Origin of the sequence: Streptomyces sp. NPDC048636 (genome assembly GCF_040650655.1) — a bacterium.
Lineage (GTDB): Bacteria > Actinomycetota > Actinomycetes > Streptomycetales > Streptomycetaceae > Streptomyces.
The window spans coordinates 464,353-478,456 of the sequence record NZ_JBEZHR010000004.1 but is presented as its reverse complement, the minus strand read 5'-3'; the positions used below and the strand labels follow the sequence as shown (position 1 = coordinate 478,456).

General features: G+C 71.5%; 14 protein-coding genes. 6 read left to right on the top strand and 8 right to left on the bottom strand.

All coding sequences use genetic code 11. The features are described 5' to 3' along the window. Position 1 precedes the first annotated feature (1 nt). Genes AB0C66_RS14835 through AB0C66_RS14820 form a run of 4 tightly spaced genes read left to right on the top strand, consistent with a single transcriptional unit; the run spans position 2 to position 3,904 of the window. Entirely contained in the window at positions 2-1,150 is a 1,149-nt protein-coding gene (locus tag AB0C66_RS14835) for an acyl-CoA dehydrogenase family protein (protein WP_362437261.1), read from the top strand. Next, complete coding sequence (locus tag AB0C66_RS14830) at positions 1,147-2,223, top strand: enoyl-CoA hydratase/isomerase family protein (protein WP_362437259.1); 1,077 nt, start codon at positions 1,147-1,149, stop codon at positions 2,221-2,223. The genes AB0C66_RS14835 and AB0C66_RS14830 overlap by 4 nt, the downstream gene beginning before the upstream one ends. After that, a complete protein-coding gene (gene mmsB / locus AB0C66_RS14825) occupies positions 2,220-3,116 on the top strand; it encodes a 3-hydroxyisobutyrate dehydrogenase (RefSeq protein WP_362437257.1) in 897 nt (298 codons plus the stop codon). Before AB0C66_RS14830 ends, mmsB begins: the two co-directional genes overlap by 4 nt. Further along, on the top strand, positions 3,113-3,904 hold the full coding sequence (locus AB0C66_RS14820; RefSeq protein ID WP_362437255.1) for an enoyl-CoA hydratase: 792 nt from the start codon (positions 3,113-3,115) through the stop codon (positions 3,902-3,904). Before mmsB ends, AB0C66_RS14820 begins: the two co-directional genes overlap by 4 nt. Before the next feature lie 127 nt (positions 3,905-4,031). On the opposite strand, the gene AB0C66_RS14815 is transcribed toward AB0C66_RS14820, so the two are convergent. Next, positions 4,032-4,577, bottom strand: a complete 546-nt coding sequence (locus AB0C66_RS14815; protein ID WP_362437253.1) for an AAA family ATPase — start codon at positions 4,575-4,577, stop codon at positions 4,032-4,034. Between the two features lie 331 nt (positions 4,578-4,908). Here AB0C66_RS14815 and AB0C66_RS14810 point away from each other — a divergent pair, with 331 nt between their 5' ends. Together AB0C66_RS14810 and AB0C66_RS14805 are read left to right on the top strand one after the other, a co-directional pair. Then, positions 4,909-5,442, top strand: a complete 534-nt coding sequence (locus tag AB0C66_RS14810) for a CAP domain-containing protein (RefSeq protein WP_362437251.1) — start codon at positions 4,909-4,911, stop codon at positions 5,440-5,442. Positions 5,443-5,804: 362 nt separating this feature from the next. Then, entirely contained in the window at positions 5,805-6,440 is a 636-nt protein-coding gene (locus AB0C66_RS14805) for a phosphatase PAP2 family protein (protein WP_362437249.1), read from the top strand. Between the two features lie 12 nt (positions 6,441-6,452). Here the strand turns inward: AB0C66_RS14805 and AB0C66_RS14800 are convergent, their stop codons facing one another. From AB0C66_RS14800 to AB0C66_RS14770, 7 genes are read right to left on the bottom strand one after another with little or no spacing between them, the layout of a single operon-like run. Beyond that, the gene (locus tag AB0C66_RS14800) at positions 6,453-7,778 is read right to left on the bottom strand and encodes a glutamate-1-semialdehyde 2,1-aminomutase (RefSeq protein ID WP_362437391.1); all 1,326 of its coding nucleotides are present in this window, start codon (positions 7,776-7,778) and stop codon (positions 6,453-6,455) included. Positions 7,779-7,785: 7 nt separating this feature from the next. Then, on the bottom strand, positions 7,786-8,337 hold the full coding sequence (rfbC, locus tag AB0C66_RS14795) for a dTDP-4-dehydrorhamnose 3,5-epimerase (protein ID WP_362437247.1): 552 nt from the start codon (positions 8,335-8,337) through the stop codon (positions 7,786-7,788). Continuing rightward, a complete protein-coding gene (locus tag AB0C66_RS14790) occupies positions 8,334-9,560 on the bottom strand; it encodes a polysaccharide pyruvyl transferase family protein (protein ID WP_362437245.1) in 1,227 nt (408 codons plus the stop codon). The genes rfbC and AB0C66_RS14790 overlap by 4 nt, the downstream gene beginning before the upstream one ends. Beyond that, positions 9,557-10,504, bottom strand: coding sequence for a glycosyltransferase family 2 protein (locus AB0C66_RS14785; RefSeq protein WP_362437243.1), 948 nt, complete (start codon positions 10,502-10,504; stop codon positions 9,557-9,559). Before AB0C66_RS14785 ends, AB0C66_RS14790 begins: the two co-directional genes overlap by 4 nt. Next, the gene (locus tag AB0C66_RS14780; protein WP_362437241.1) at positions 10,501-11,808 is read right to left on the bottom strand and encodes a hypothetical protein; all 1,308 of its coding nucleotides are present in this window, start codon (positions 11,806-11,808) and stop codon (positions 10,501-10,503) included. The genes AB0C66_RS14785 and AB0C66_RS14780 overlap by 4 nt, the downstream gene beginning before the upstream one ends. After that, positions 11,805-13,088: a DUF4910 domain-containing protein gene (locus tag AB0C66_RS14775; protein WP_362437239.1), complete on the bottom strand. Its 1,284-nt coding sequence runs from the start codon at positions 13,086-13,088 to the stop codon at positions 11,805-11,807. Before AB0C66_RS14775 ends, AB0C66_RS14780 begins: the two co-directional genes overlap by 4 nt. After that, positions 13,076-14,101, bottom strand: a complete 1,026-nt coding sequence (locus tag AB0C66_RS14770; protein WP_362437237.1) for an SDR family oxidoreductase — start codon at positions 14,099-14,101, stop codon at positions 13,076-13,078. The genes AB0C66_RS14775 and AB0C66_RS14770 overlap by 13 nt, the downstream gene beginning before the upstream one ends. Positions 14,102-14,104: the final 3 nt, after the last annotated feature.

The window sequence follows — 14,104 nt, the reverse complement described above, 5'->3', positions numbered from 1 at the left end:
GATGACCACCACCCTGCTCACCGACGAGCAGCAAGCCCTCGTCGAGACCACACTCGACTTCGCCCAGGACCATCTCGCCCCGCACGCGGTCCGATGGGACCAGGACAAACACTTCCCGCTCGATGTGCTCCGCAAGGCCGCCGGACTGGGGCTCGGCGGGGTCTACGTCCGCGAGGCGTCCGGCGGTTGCGGACTGGCCCGGGCGGATGGCGTCCTGGTCTTCGAGACCCTCGCCTCGGGGTGCCCGTCCATCGCGGGCTACCTCTCCATCCACAACATGGTCGCCTGGATGGTCGACCACTACGGGGACGCGGCCCAGCGCGAGCGGTGGCTGCCCCGGCTGTGCGCCATGGAGGACCTCGCCAGCTACTGCCTCACCGAACCGGGCGCCGGTTCGGACGCGGCGGCCCTGACCACCCGGGCCGTCCGGGACGGCGGTGACTGGGTGCTCACCGGCGTCAAGCAGTTCATCTCCGGTGCGGGCGCCTCCCAGGTGTATGTGGTGATGGCGCGCACCGGCGGCGAGGGCGCCGACGGGATCTCCGCGTTCCTCGTCGACAAGGACGACCCCGGCCTCACCTTCGGTCCGAACGAGCGGAAGATGGGCTGGAACGCCCAGCCCACCCGCCAAGTCGTCCTGGAGGACGTGCGGTTGCCCGCCGACCGGCTCCTCGGCCGTACCGGGGACGGCTTCCGTATCGCGATGAACGGCCTGAACGGCGGCCGTCTCGGCATCGCCGCCTGTTCCCTCGGCGGCGCCCGCAGCGCCCTGGACCGCAGTCTGGCCCACCTCGCCGACCGGGAGGCGTTCGGCCACCGGCTGCTGGACGCCCAGGCGCTCCGGTTCCGCCTGGCCGATATGGCGACCGAACTCGCCGCCGCCCGCGCGCTGGTCCACCAGGCCGCCCAGGCCCTGGACCGGGGCGATCCACAGGCACCGTATCTGTGCGCGATGGCCAAGCTCAGCGCCACCGACACCGGATACTCCGTCGCCGACCGCGCCCTCCAACTGCACGGTGGCTACGGGTACGTGAGCGAGTACGGCATCGAGAAGATCGTCCGTGACCTGCGCGTCCACCAGATCCTGGAAGGAACGAACGAGATCATGCGGATCATCGTGGCCCGTGGCCTGACGGAGGCGTTCGGATGACCCGCGACGAGGACTCCGTACTGCTGCGCACCGAGGGCCGGGCGGCCCATGTCACCCTCAACCGGCCACGCGCTCTCAACGCCCTCACCCACGCCATGGTGTGCCGGATCGAGGAGGCGCTGACCGCCTGGGAGAGCGACCCGGCCGTCGAGACCGTCGTACTCACCGGCGCGGGGGAGCGGGGCCTGTGCGCGGGCGGCGATATCCGCGCCATCCACCAGGACGCCCGGGACGGCGACGGGACGGCCTCGGCCGCGTTCTGGCGTGATGAATACCGGCTCAACGCCCGTATCGCCCGCTACCCGAAGCCGTACGTCGCCGTCATGGACGGGATCGTCATGGGAGGCGGCGTGGGGGTCTCGGCGCACGCCGGTGTCCGTGTCGTCACCGAGCGGACCCGGATCGCCATGCCGGAGACCGGCATCGGCTTCATCCCGGACGTCGGCGGCACCTATCTGCTCGCTCTCGCACCCGGCGAACTCGGCACCCACCTGGCCCTGACGGGTGCCCAAGCCGGTGCCGGTGACGCCCTGGTGTGCGGACTGGCCGACCACTTCGTCCCCTCCGACGCCCTGCCGCGGCTGATCGAGGACCTCGCCGACACACCGGTACACGAGGCCCTCGCCCGCCATGTGGCGCAGCCTCCGCCGGGTGAACTCACCGCGCACAGGGACTGGATCGACCCCTGCTACGCCGCGGACACCGCCGAGGAAATCGTCCGGAGGCTGCTGGCAGCGGACGACCCGGCCGCGAAGGAGACCGCCGCGACCCTGCTGGCGAAGTCGCCCACCGCGGTCAAGGTCACCCTGGCGGCGCTCCGCCGGGCCCCCGGGCTCGGCCCCCTGGAGCGGGTGCTGGACCAGGAGTACCGCGTGTCCTGCGCCGCCCTCGCCGCACCCGACCTCGTGGAGGGCATCCGCGCCCAGGTCATCGACAAGGACCGGATGCCGCGCTGGTCCCCGGCCACGCTGGACGAGGTCTCCGAGGCGGACGTGGAACGCTTCTTCACCCCTCTCGGCGAGCGCGAACTCGGCCTCGCCACACCCCACGTGACACAGGAGGTGCCCTGGTGAGCAGGACCGTCGCGTTCATCGGACTGGGACATATGGGCGGCCCGATGGCGGCCAACCTGGTGACGGCGGGCCACTCGGTGCGCGGCTACGACCTGGTGCCCGCGGCCCTGAAGGCCGCAGCCGGAGCCGGGGTCGAGGCCGCCGGATCCGCGGTATCGGCTGTGGCCGACGCCGATCTGGTGATCACCATGCTGCCCGCCGGAGGCCATGTCCTGGACCTCTACGGCGGGATTCTTGCCGCCGCCCGGCCCGGCACCCTCTTCGTCGACTGCTCGACCATCGACGTCGCCGACGCCCGCACCGCCCACGAGCAGGCCGTCGCCGCCGGGATGCGGGCCCTGGACGCGCCGGTATCCGGTGGGGTCGTCGGTGCCGAGCAGGCCACGCTGACCTTCATGGCGGGCGGTGGAGCGGCGGAGTTCGCCGAGGCGGAGCCGCTGCTCGCGGCCATGGGCAAGAAGGCCGTCCACTGCGGAGCGGCCGGAGCGGGTCAGGCCGCCAAGATCTGCAACAACATGATCCTCGGCATCTCGATGATCGCCGTCAGTGAGGCGTTCGTACTCGGCGAGAGCCTTGGCCTGTCCCCGCAGGCACTGTACGACGTGGCCTCGACCGCGTCCGGACAGTGCTGGGCGCTCACGGTCAACTGCCCGGTGCCCGGCCCCGTGCCGACCAGCCCCGCCAACCGCGACTACCGGCCCGGCTTCGCCGCGCCACTGATGGCCAAGGACCTGACTCTGGCGGCCAACGCCGCCCGCTCCAGCGGAGTGCGTGCCGAACTCGGCCTCCGAGCCGCCGAGTTGTACGCCGCGTACGCGGAGGGGCCGGGTGCCGGGGAGGACTTCTCCGGCATCGTACGGACGATCAGGGATCAGAACGGAGAACAGGCATGACCCCCGCACCCACGGACGCGTACGAGACGCTCCTCGTCGAACGCAAGGGCCGCACGGCGCTGCTCACGCTCAACCGGCCGAAGGCTCTCAACGCGCTGAACCTCCAGGTCATGGACGAGGTCGTCGCCGCGACCGAGGCCCTCGACCGGGATCCGGAGTGCGGCTGCGTCGTGATCACCGGCTCGGCGAAGGCGTTCGCGGCCGGTGCCGACATCAAGGAGATGCGGCCGCGTGACTCCATGGACATGTACCTCGCCGACTGGTTCGCCGCCTGGGACCGGCTCGGGCAATTGCGCACGCCGACCGTCGCCGCCGTCGCCGGATACGCGCTCGGCGGTGGCTGCGAGCTGGCCATGCTCTGCGACATCCTGCTCGCCGCCGACACGGCCGTCTTCGGCCAGCCCGAGATCAAGCTCGGCGTGATCCCCGGCATCGGTGGTTCCCAGCGGCTGACCCGGGCGGTCGGCAAGGCCAAGGCCATGGAGATGTGTCTGACCGGACGCACCATGGACGCGGCCGAGGCCGAGCGCGCCGGGCTCGTCTCCCGGGTGGTGCCCGCCGACGACCTGCTCGCCGAGGCGCTCACGGTCGCCGACACCGTCGCCGGGATGTCCCTGCCGGTGGCGATGATGGCGAAGGAGGCCGTCGGCCGGGCCTTCGAGACCACTCTCGCCGAGGGCGTCCGTTTCGAACGCCGCCTCTTCCACGCGGTGTTCGCGACCGAGGACCAGAAGGAGGGGATGAGCGCCTTCGTGGACAAACGACCTCCCCGCTTCACCCACCGCTGAGGCCGCCCTGCCGTCGCGGCAACCTTCCACCGCGTGGAAGGTTGCCGCGGATCGCAGCAGTCAGCCGGTGGCGGAGCGTCATGCCCCGCGGTCGACGGGCTGGTCCGCGGACAGGACGCCGACCCCGTCACCGGCGCGCATCAGCACCAACTCGCGCAAGTACCGCATCTGCCAGCTCCTGCGGCGTCAACTGACCGTCCAAGAGCATGGTGTTCCGGGGCATGGCGTCGACGGCTGCCGAGCATGTCTGGATCTTGCTCTTGCACCAGGCGCGGACCTGCTCGTCCCTTGCCGGGTCGTCGGGTGTGAAGCTCCGCCCGTCGATGCGCTTGACCAGCACGTCCTCCGGGACATCCAGGAAGAAATGGTGAACGTCGATGCCCGCTCGGCTCAGGGCCCCGAAGATCTCATCGAGATAAGCGGGATTGACCAGCGTCATCGGCACCAGTACCGGCCGCGCGTACTCCTCAACCAGCCCCGCGGCCATACTCGCGACCTGGCGCCGCCACTGCCGCAGGTCCTGAAAATCACCCGTCGGCACCTCCACGATCTCCCGCAGAACGAATCCGACCATCTCAGGGTCGAATACCAACGCCTCCGGCCAGCGCAGGCCCAGTTCCTTCACCAGCGTGGTCTTCCCGCTGCCGAACGCGCCGTTCACCCAGACAATCACACGCTCTCCCTCGCGCTTACCCCGGCCGTGCCGGGCACAGGTCTTCCCCGTGACCGGAGACGTCGCTCAGCTAGCATCGACGTCTCGTCGCACGCCGGTGGAACTTCGGTGAGTTCCCGCATCCACATGCTGAACCCGGACCAGGGCATGTACCTTCCCGGAGCACACGCTGCCACCCGCGAGGGGGGCGGTGGCTCCGGCGCCGATTCCGTGCTGAACCCCGGGACGCCCGCCACGGTCGCGATGCCGGTAGGGTCACCAAAACGGCGACGCGTGTCGGGCGAGGGGCCGTCCGCGGGGTCATGCGGGCTCCTTCGAGAGGCGAGGAGAGTTGGACCAGGACTGGCTCGAAGAAGAAGAGGGCTGGGACCCGCAATGGGATCCGGACGCCGGAACGAACCTGCGCTTCCGTAGGGCGGGCGGCCGGGAGGAAGCGGCTTCCCGTCCGAAGACGGAAGATTCCTCCGTCGGGGGTGGCTCCCTTGAGCGCCTGCTCGAGAACGCCGTCGCCGTACTCGTCAACCAAGAGCGCGACCGGCGTGGACTCGTCTCCTTGGCCAGCGATGAGCGTCTACGGGAATCCGCGCGGAGCCACAGCGAGGACATGGCGCGGCGGCACTTCTTCGACCACCTCACGCCCGAAGGGCTGTCGCCCGCCGACCGCATGGTGGCGCACGGATACCCGCTCCCCGCCGCGGAGAACATAGCCGCCGGCCAGCCACACCCCGTGGTGGTGATGGCCGATTGGATGAACAGCCCGGGGCACCGGGTCAACATCCTGCACGCGGACTTCAGAGTCATCGGCGTGGGTGTGTACCTCTCCGAGCACGGACCGGTGTGGACGCAGAACTTCGGCTACGTGTGACGCCCCTGTCGCCGTAGCGGCGGAGGGGCGGCAGCAGCTGTCGCCACGCGCCGATGAGCTGCTGAGCAGCAGGTCGGACACCATCACCCGATTCACCAGGCCCGGCATGCTAGGCACGTTTCCTCCCCTGATCCGGGCGCCGACCACAGATCAGGGGTGGCAGGGGGGTACCGCGATCCACTGGGTGGGTCGGAGTAATCCCCGGGCCGCGTCCCGTCGGTTCGCGCGGAACCCGCCGACGGCAGTTCGCGCGACCGCGTTGTTGGCTAGGGTGGCGAGCAGGGACTGATTCCGATGCCCTTGGCCGGGCGGGCCACGTATCGGATACGACGGGGGGCTCGTTGGTGGGGAGTTGGCGCCGGGTGCTGCCCCCATCGCTGCGCGTGTGGCTCGGGCTGATCGCGGTCCTCGCCGCGCTGGTGGTCGTCGGGCTCGGGGTCCGGTATGCCGACGACAGTGAGCCCGGCAGGGTGGACGCGCGTATCGGGGTGGCGGTGGACGGTGTGCGGCCGCCGTGGCGGCAGGTCGCCCTGGCCACGGACTTCTTGGGGGAGCCCATGGGAGCCGCGACGCTGGTCGTGGCCACCGTGACGGGCTGCCTGCTGCTTCGGCGTCCTCGTGCGGCGGTGTTCGTCGTTGTCGGTGTCGGCATGACCGTGGGGACGGCGACGCTGCTCAAATCCCTGGTGGGACGCACCATCCACGGCGCCGACAACCTTTCCTACCCGAGCGGGCACACCGCCTTCGCCACCGCGTTCGCCCTCGTGGTGGCGTTGCTGTCGAGCACCCGGCTCGGCCTCGGCAGGACGGCCGGGATATCACTCGTGCTCGCCGCGGCGCTGGTCGCCGGTGCTGCCATGGGCTGGGCGGAGGTCGCCCTGGGCGCGCATTACCCGACCGACGTCCTGGGCGGCTGGTGCACGGCGCTGGCGGTGATACCGGCGACCGCGTGGCTGGTCGACAGGGTGGCCGACGCCGGCTGGTGGAAGCGTCGCTGACGTCATGTCACCTCACACCAGGCGGCGGAACACCGGCTTCACCGGTCGTCCTGCCAGCCACGGCGTGGGGTCACCGGCGTCCAGCGCCTTCCGGTACACCGCACACGCCTGGGCCACCACGTCGACGGTGTGATCGATGTCGGCGTCGTCGAGCGCGCTGCTCACCACGAACGACGGCGCAAGGATGCCGCCCGCGAGGAGTTGGCGCAGGAACAGGGTGCGGTACTCCTGCGACGGCCGCAGGTTCTGGTCGAGAGTCGCGAACACCAGATTGCTGGCCCGGCCCCGGACGGCGATGTGGTCGCCGACGCCCATGCTCGCGGCGGCCTCGCGGACACCGGCGGCCAACCGCTCGCCGAGGGTGTGCAGCCGCGCGGTGACGCCCTCCTCCACGTAGGTGGTCTGCACGGCCATCGCGGCTGCCAGGGAGTGCGTTTCCGCACCGTGCGTGGTGGACAGCAGGAACACCCGGTCGCCTGGGTGACGCAGCCCGCCCCGCTCCATCAGCTCGCGCCGCCCGGCCAGCGCCGAGACGGCGAATCCGTTGCCCAGCGCCTTGCCGAACGTGGAGAGGTCGGGGACGACGCCGTACAGGCCCTGGGCGCCCGCCTCGGACCAGCGGAAGCCGGTGATCATCTCATCGAAGATCAGTACGCAGCCGTGCCGGTCGGCCAGCTCACGCAGACCGGTGAGGTATCCGGGCGGCGGCTCGGTGTGGGTGGCGGGTTCCAGGATCAGGCAGGCGACCTCGTCCTGGTACCGGGTGAGCAGCTCCTCCGTGGCGGCCAGGTCCCCGTAAGGGAACGCCACGGTGAGCGCGTTGGTCGCCGCCGGAACACCTGCGGACATCGGTGTGGTGCCGATGAACCAGTCGTCGACGGAGAAGAACGGATGGTCGGCGCAGAGGGCCACCCGCGCCCGCCCGGTGGCGGCGCGGGCGAGGCGCACCGCGGCGGTGGTGGCGTCGGAGCCGTTCTTCGCGAACTTCACCATCTCGGCGGTCGGCACCGTGGCCAGGAAGCGTTCCGCGGCTTCGACCTCCACGATGGACGGCCGGACGAAGTTGCTGCCGCGGTCGAGCTCGCGCCGCACCGCCTCGATCACGCGTGGGTGGGCGTGGCCGAGGCTGACCGACCGCAGGCCGGAGCCGTACTCGAGATAGCGGTTGCCGTCGATGTCCCACACATGGGCGCCCCGGCCATGGCTGATGACCGGGGCCAGGTTCTCCGGGTACTGGTCGTCACCCTTGGCGTAGGTGTGCGCGCCGCCGGGGACCAGGGCGTGCAGCCGTTCGTTCGCCGCATGTGACCGCGGCAGCGAGAACTCCTCGGTGTCCACGTTCACTTCACCCTTCCGTTTGCTTCAGGGCCTCGGCGAGGCTTGGCGCCTCCCGGTCCCGCCGGGACATCGAGGTGACCGGCAGTGGCCACGGAATGGCGAGCTCCGGGTCGTCGAAGGCGATCGTCACGTCCTCGGCCGGATCGTGCGGGCGGTCGATCCGGTACGAGGTGTCGGCGGTTTCGGTCAGCGCCTGGAAACCGTGTGCGCACCCCGCCGGGATGTACAGCGTCATCTGCGTCTCGCCGGACAGCTCGAAGGTGGCCACGTTGCGGTAGGTCGGCGAGTCCGTCCGCAGGTCCACGACGACGTCGAAGACCCTCCCGTACGAGCACCGCACCAGCTTGGCCTCGCCCTCGCCGGAGCGCAGATGAAGGCCGCGCAGCACGCCCCGGACCGAACGGGACAGGCCGTCCTGGACGAAGGCGTCCGGGTCGAGGCCCACCGCGCGGACCACATCGGCGTCGAAGGTGCGGCAGAAGAAGCCGCGCTCATCGGCGTACGGCGTCGGTTCGAAGAGGTACGCACCGGTGATCTCCGGGACTTCGGTCGCTTTCATGGGGCCTTCCGCGAGGTGTGGGCATGGTCGGCCGTCGGGAAGAGGGCCGTGGTCAAGGCGGTGAAGTGGTGCTCAAGGTGTCGCGCGGCGGTCACGTTCCGCTCGGCGAGGGTCTGCCGCAGCTCCGCCGAGTGCTTCTCCAGCGCCCGGAACTGGTCGAGCAGCCGGTCGGCGTCGACCTCGCGGGCGGGGTGGCAGTACGTGGCGAGGCCCATCCGGTCCATGAGCGCGTCGCTCTTCGCCGCATAGCTGAGTGCGAGCGTCGGCGTGCCGACCTTCAGCGCGCAGATCAGATTGTGGTACCGGGTCGCCACCACGCTGTCGGCGGCCGCCATCTCCGTCATCAGGTCGGCCAGCGAGGCGACTTCGGCCGCGGTGACCAGCGGCGAGTCCACCGCGTCGAGGATCGCGGCGACCACCGGCGCGTCGCATCGGTCGCCGGTGAGCAACCGGACCCGCCTGCCGTCCGCCACCAGCGCGCGGACGAAACGGGTCGTCCCGTCGAGATAGCGCCGGTGGATCTCCTCGGCCCGGGCGCGGTCGTCGTCGCCGCCGTGGAAGGCCATGACGCCGACGCAGACGTGGCCCGGCGGGACGGAGAGCTTGTCGGGTCCGTTCACCGGTGGCGTCGGCAGGGCGAAGGCGAGGTCCGGATGGACCTCGTCGCGCGCGGTGTCCACGCCCATCTCCCGCATCGCGTCGCGGGACTGAGTGTCCCGGTACGACCGGTAGGTGGCCAGCCGCGCCGACCAGCGCACCAGTGCGCGGGTCGGCCGGTTGCCGATCGGGGCGGCGCCGACGCCGACCAGCGCGACCCGGGTGCGCAGCAGTCGGCCGCTCGCGCAGAGCAGGAGCAGCGAGTACGGGAAGCCCCATGGCCGCAGCGGCAGTGTGGCCTCCAGGACGCCCATGCCGGGGACGATCACCACGTCGTGCCGCCGCACCCAGGAGGCGGTGCGGAAGACATCGACGAGTTTGCCCAGGCCCTTTCCCGCGATGGCGCCCGCACGTGACGCGGTGCGGTACTCGCCGCGGTACCAGTGCAGCCGCGTCGCGGGGATCCCGAACCGGGCCGTCACGGTCTCGGGTCCGCCGCACAGCGCGTCCACGGCCGCCTCCGGGTGGCGCGCGCGGAGGTAGCCGAGCACGGCCTCGAGGGAGCCGTCGTTGCCGAGGTTGCCGGAGCCGAGCAGGCCGAACACCCCGACCCGCACAGGCGTCACGCCTGCCTCCCCTCACGGCCCGCGACAAGGGCGTCGACGGAGACGGTGAGTCGGCCCGGGGCGACCGGCGCGCGGTCCTCGACCCGCTCGCCCGCGCCCGGCCGGACCCGGCTGGTCATCCATGAGGCCAGGTGGCGGTAGCACGCGCGCCGGTCGTCGGGTGACAGCGGTGCCCGCCGGATCGCCGAGGCGAAACCCCAGACGTACTCGGCGAGCAGCCGGGGCGTCGGGTGCAGCGGGCCCGCCCGGCGCGGGTCCAGGTTGACGCACCGGGAGCGCTTGGAAGGGTTGGCCCGCTCGGCGCGGGTGGGGTGGTCGCGGCGGAAGTACAGCAGCTCCGGCACCTGGTGGAAGGGCCCGTGCAGGGTGATCTCGGCGACGAACGTACGGTCCGCGTGGTGGTAGCTGTCGTGTGGCTTCACCCGGCGCAGCACATCGGCCCGCATCACCCCGTAGAAGTCGTCGCCTCCGGGCTCGAACAGCAGACTGCGGAAGCGCTCCGGCGCGTGCGGCGAGTCGGTGGCGAGCCCGTACTCGTACGGGACCTTCACCCGGCCGTCGCCGTCGATGACCGCCTGGCCGGAGTGGGCGAGGATCACGTCCGGCCGCTCGTCCAGCGCCTCCACGCAGCGCCGCAGCAGGTCCCGGGCGTACAGGTCGTCATGCGAGGCCCACTTGAAGAGCTCGCCGCGGCACTCGGTGAACACGTGGTTGTGGTTCGGCGCGGCGCCGATGTTCCGCGGCAGCCGGAGGTACCGGATACGCGAGTCCCGCGCGGCGTACCGGCGGCAGATGTCCTGGGTCCCGTCGGTCGAGGCGTTGTCGGAGATGACCAGCTCGAAGTCCTCGTAGGTCTGGCCGATCAGGGCGTCGAGCGATTCGGCCAGGTACTCCTCGCCGTTGTACACGGGCAGGCCGATGCTCAGCCGGGGTTGGGCGGTCATGACGTCCTCACTTCGGGGATGGGGTTCTGGTGGCGCTCGCGCGGGGCGGACCGCAGTTGCAGCCACCACACGGCCGAGCCGCAGACGGTCGCGGTGGCGACGCCCCAGGCCGAGCCGACCGTGCCGGCCACGGCCGCCCCGCCGAGCCCGCCGCCGACGTAGCAGGCGGAGGCGAACAGCTGGCAGCGCAGGCTGCGCCGGGCCGCGCCGAGCGCGCGCAGCCCGGCCGCCGCCCCGGTGCCGAGGCCCGCGCCCGCGACGCCGAGGGTGACCGGCATGATGAGCTCCGAGGCGGAGTGCCAGACGCCGCCGAGAACGAGCTCGCCGAGTCGGCCGGGCATCAGCAGCAGCGCGGAGCCCCAGAGCAGCGCGCCGGCGGCCTGCCCCCCGCCCAGCAGGAGGCAGAACGTGGAGAGCCGGTGCGGGGCCTGCCGCAGCACCCGCGCCGCCTCCGGGACGGTGACCAGCGAAAGCCCCATGAGCACCGCCAGGAAGGGGCCCAGCAGCAGCTCGGCGCCCCGCACCGCACCCACCGCGCCGACCCCGACGATCGCGCCGAGCCCGTATGCCCGCAGCTGGCTCGCGCCACTGAGGCTGACGTTCTCGACCAGGTACCGGTAGCCGAGATCGCGCTGTTCGCGGAGCCACCCGCGCGCTTCGGTCATCCGGGGCCGGATGCCGGACTGGAGGCAGCCGTACCCGGCCGCCACCGTGGCGGACGCGCCCCAGGCGAGCAGAAACGCGGCCACGCTGCCCACACGGGCCGCCACCACCATGGCCGGGACGAGGGCGACACCCCATACGACGTCGTTGACGAACGCCTTCCGCCCGGTGCCGGCGGCGAAGAAGGAGAACCGCCAGGCGTCCTGGAGCAGCAGCCCCGGCAACATGACACCCAGGGCGGCGAAGGCGAGCCTCACACGGCCGCCGACGCCGAGCCCGGCCACCAGGCACACCGCGCCGATGGCCGTACCGACGCCGAGTGCGGTCCCCGTCGACCGGGCCACCGCCCCCCGCCAGGACGCGTCCGGCACACCGCTGAAGCGCACCACGAGCGGATCGGTGGCCAGCCCGCGGGAGATGTTGAGCACCACGCCGTAGGTCACCCAGGCGAGGCTGAACACGCCGAACGCGGTCACCCCCAGCGAGCGGGCCACATAGACGCCCACCACGAAGTTGCTCACGCTGGAGGCCGCCTGGTCGGCCAGTCCCCAGGACAGTCGGCCGACGAGCGCCCGCCGGGCGGAGCCGGCCGCCGGCGCCGTTTTCCGCGGATTCTCCCCCTCGGTGGTCATCGGTGTCATGCCTTGATCAGCCCGGCGCCGTGCAGGGCGTCGGCCGCGGCGGCGACGGTGTCGAACGGCAGCCCGGACCGCTCGGCGACGTCCAGCAGACCGTGCGCGCCGTCGGCGAGGCTGAGCACCCACAGCATGGCCATCTGGGCCTGGACCGCGTCGCTGCGGCCGCCGAGCGAGTCGTACAACCCGCGTCGGCCCAGCTGTGGTTCGCCGTAGGGGCTGAGGTTGACGTACCGCCGGTTGCGGTCCAGCACGGCGAATGCCTCGCGGCAGACGGCGAGCGTGTCCGCCATCGCCTCCGGGGAGACGAAGTCCGGGTTGTCCGCCGAGGTGTGGTACTCGGGGTACCCGGCGTACGGGGTCCGGCTGAGCGAGCCCACGCCGAGGTCGAACCCGGGGGAGCAGTACTGCCGCTCGTCGTACCCGTACGGAGTGAACTCGGTGACACGGTGCGGGCGTTGGGAGGCGTCCAGCACATGCCGCAGCACCCGGTCGATCTCCGCGTCGCCGCGCCTGCTCTGTTTGTACGTCAGTTGGCCCGTGTCCCCGGCGCAGGCCAGCACCAGCCCGTGCTTGACCCGGTCGATCCGCTCCGCGTTGCGGGCCAGCCAGGTGATCGCCCCGATGGTGCCGGGCGCGTAGATGAACCGGTAGGTGTAGTACGGAGTCTCCCGCGCCAGCGCCCGGGCCAGGAACGTCGCCACCGCGATGCCCGCCAGGTTGTCGTTGGCCAGGGACGGGTGGCAGACATGGCAGGAGACGATCACCTCGTCGGAGACCTGCCCCGGGATCACATGCTCGGCGAAGGTGAGGTGGCCGTCGGCGAGCGTGGAGTCGACGCGTACCTCGTACTCGCCGTCCGGCAGCGCGTCCAAGGTCTCCTGGGCCAGGCAGAACCCCCATTCCGGCTGGTAGTAGCTGGTGCGGTAGGGCACCCAACTCGGGTGGTCCGGCAGGGTGTGCAGGTGTTCGCGCAGTTCGGCCAGCGGCATGGTCCTCGACACCGGCACGCTGTAGCCGAGCACATGCAGGCTGGAGGCGGCGAAGTCGACGACCCGGTGGCCGGTGGAGTCGGCGATATACGCGTCCCGGATGTTCCACTCCTGTGGCACCGTCCAGTCGAGCACCTGCGTCCCGGTCGGCACCTCGTACACCTGGAGCGGGAGGTACTCGCCGACGATGTCCAGGGTGGCGCGCACCCCGTCGCCGGTGATGCTCCGGCACAGCGGATACAACCGCTCCACCAGGGCGTGCATCTCTTCGCCGACCGCTGTCACCGGCGCCACCGCAGGGTGTTGTCGACGGCGCCGGTGTCGGACGCCGCGCGCAGCACGGCGAGCCGGGTGAAACGCTGCTCGAAGTCCTCCCGGGTCAGCCCGAATTCCCGGTAGGCGTCGGCGAGTTCGAGTGCACCCCGTTTCACCGTCCACGCGCAGTCGAAGCCGGGTATCGCGGTACGGAAGCGGGAGAAGTCCACCCGGTAGGACCGCGGATCGGCGCCGGTCTCCCCGGTGATCACCACCTTGGCGCCGGACACCGCGTCGGCCACCTGCTCGGCGATCTCGGCGACCGTGACGTTGTTGGTCTCGCTGCCGATGTTGAACGCCCGGTCGTGCACGGCTTCCCGTGGCGCGGTGAGCGCTGCCGTGAAGGCCCGTGCGATATCGGCGGCGTGCACCAGCGGGCGCCACGGGGTGCCGTCGGACATCACCAGCACCTCACCGGACAGCAGCGCGTGGCCCACCAGGTTGTTCAGCACGATGTCGGCGCGCAGCCGGGGCGAGTAGCCGAAGGCGGTGGCGTTGCGCATGAACACCGGGCTGAAGTCACCGTCGGCCAACGCGTGCAGATCGTCCTCCACCCGCACCTTGGACTCCGCGTACGGCGTCACCGGGCGCAGCGGGGCGTCCTCACCGACCAGGTCGCCCCCGCCGGCGGCGCCGTAGACCGAGCACGTCGACGCGTACAGGAAGCGCCGCACTCCGGCGTCGCGGGCGAGGCGGGCCAGCCGTACGGAAGCGTGGTGGTTGATGTCGTAGGTGAGCTCCGGCGCCAGCGATCCCAGCGGGTCGTTGGACAGGGCGGCCAGGTGGATCACGGCGTCCACCCCGGCCACGTGTTCGGCGGTGACGTCGCGCAGGTCCACCCGGGGCCCCGGCGGGTCCGCGGGCGGCGGGCCCAGCACACAGTCGGCGAACAGGCCGGAGTCAAGGCCGACGACCTCGTGCCCGGCGGCCGCGAGCACCGGGGCCATCACGGTGCCCAAGTAGCCCTGATGTCCCGTCAGCAGTACGCGCAAGGT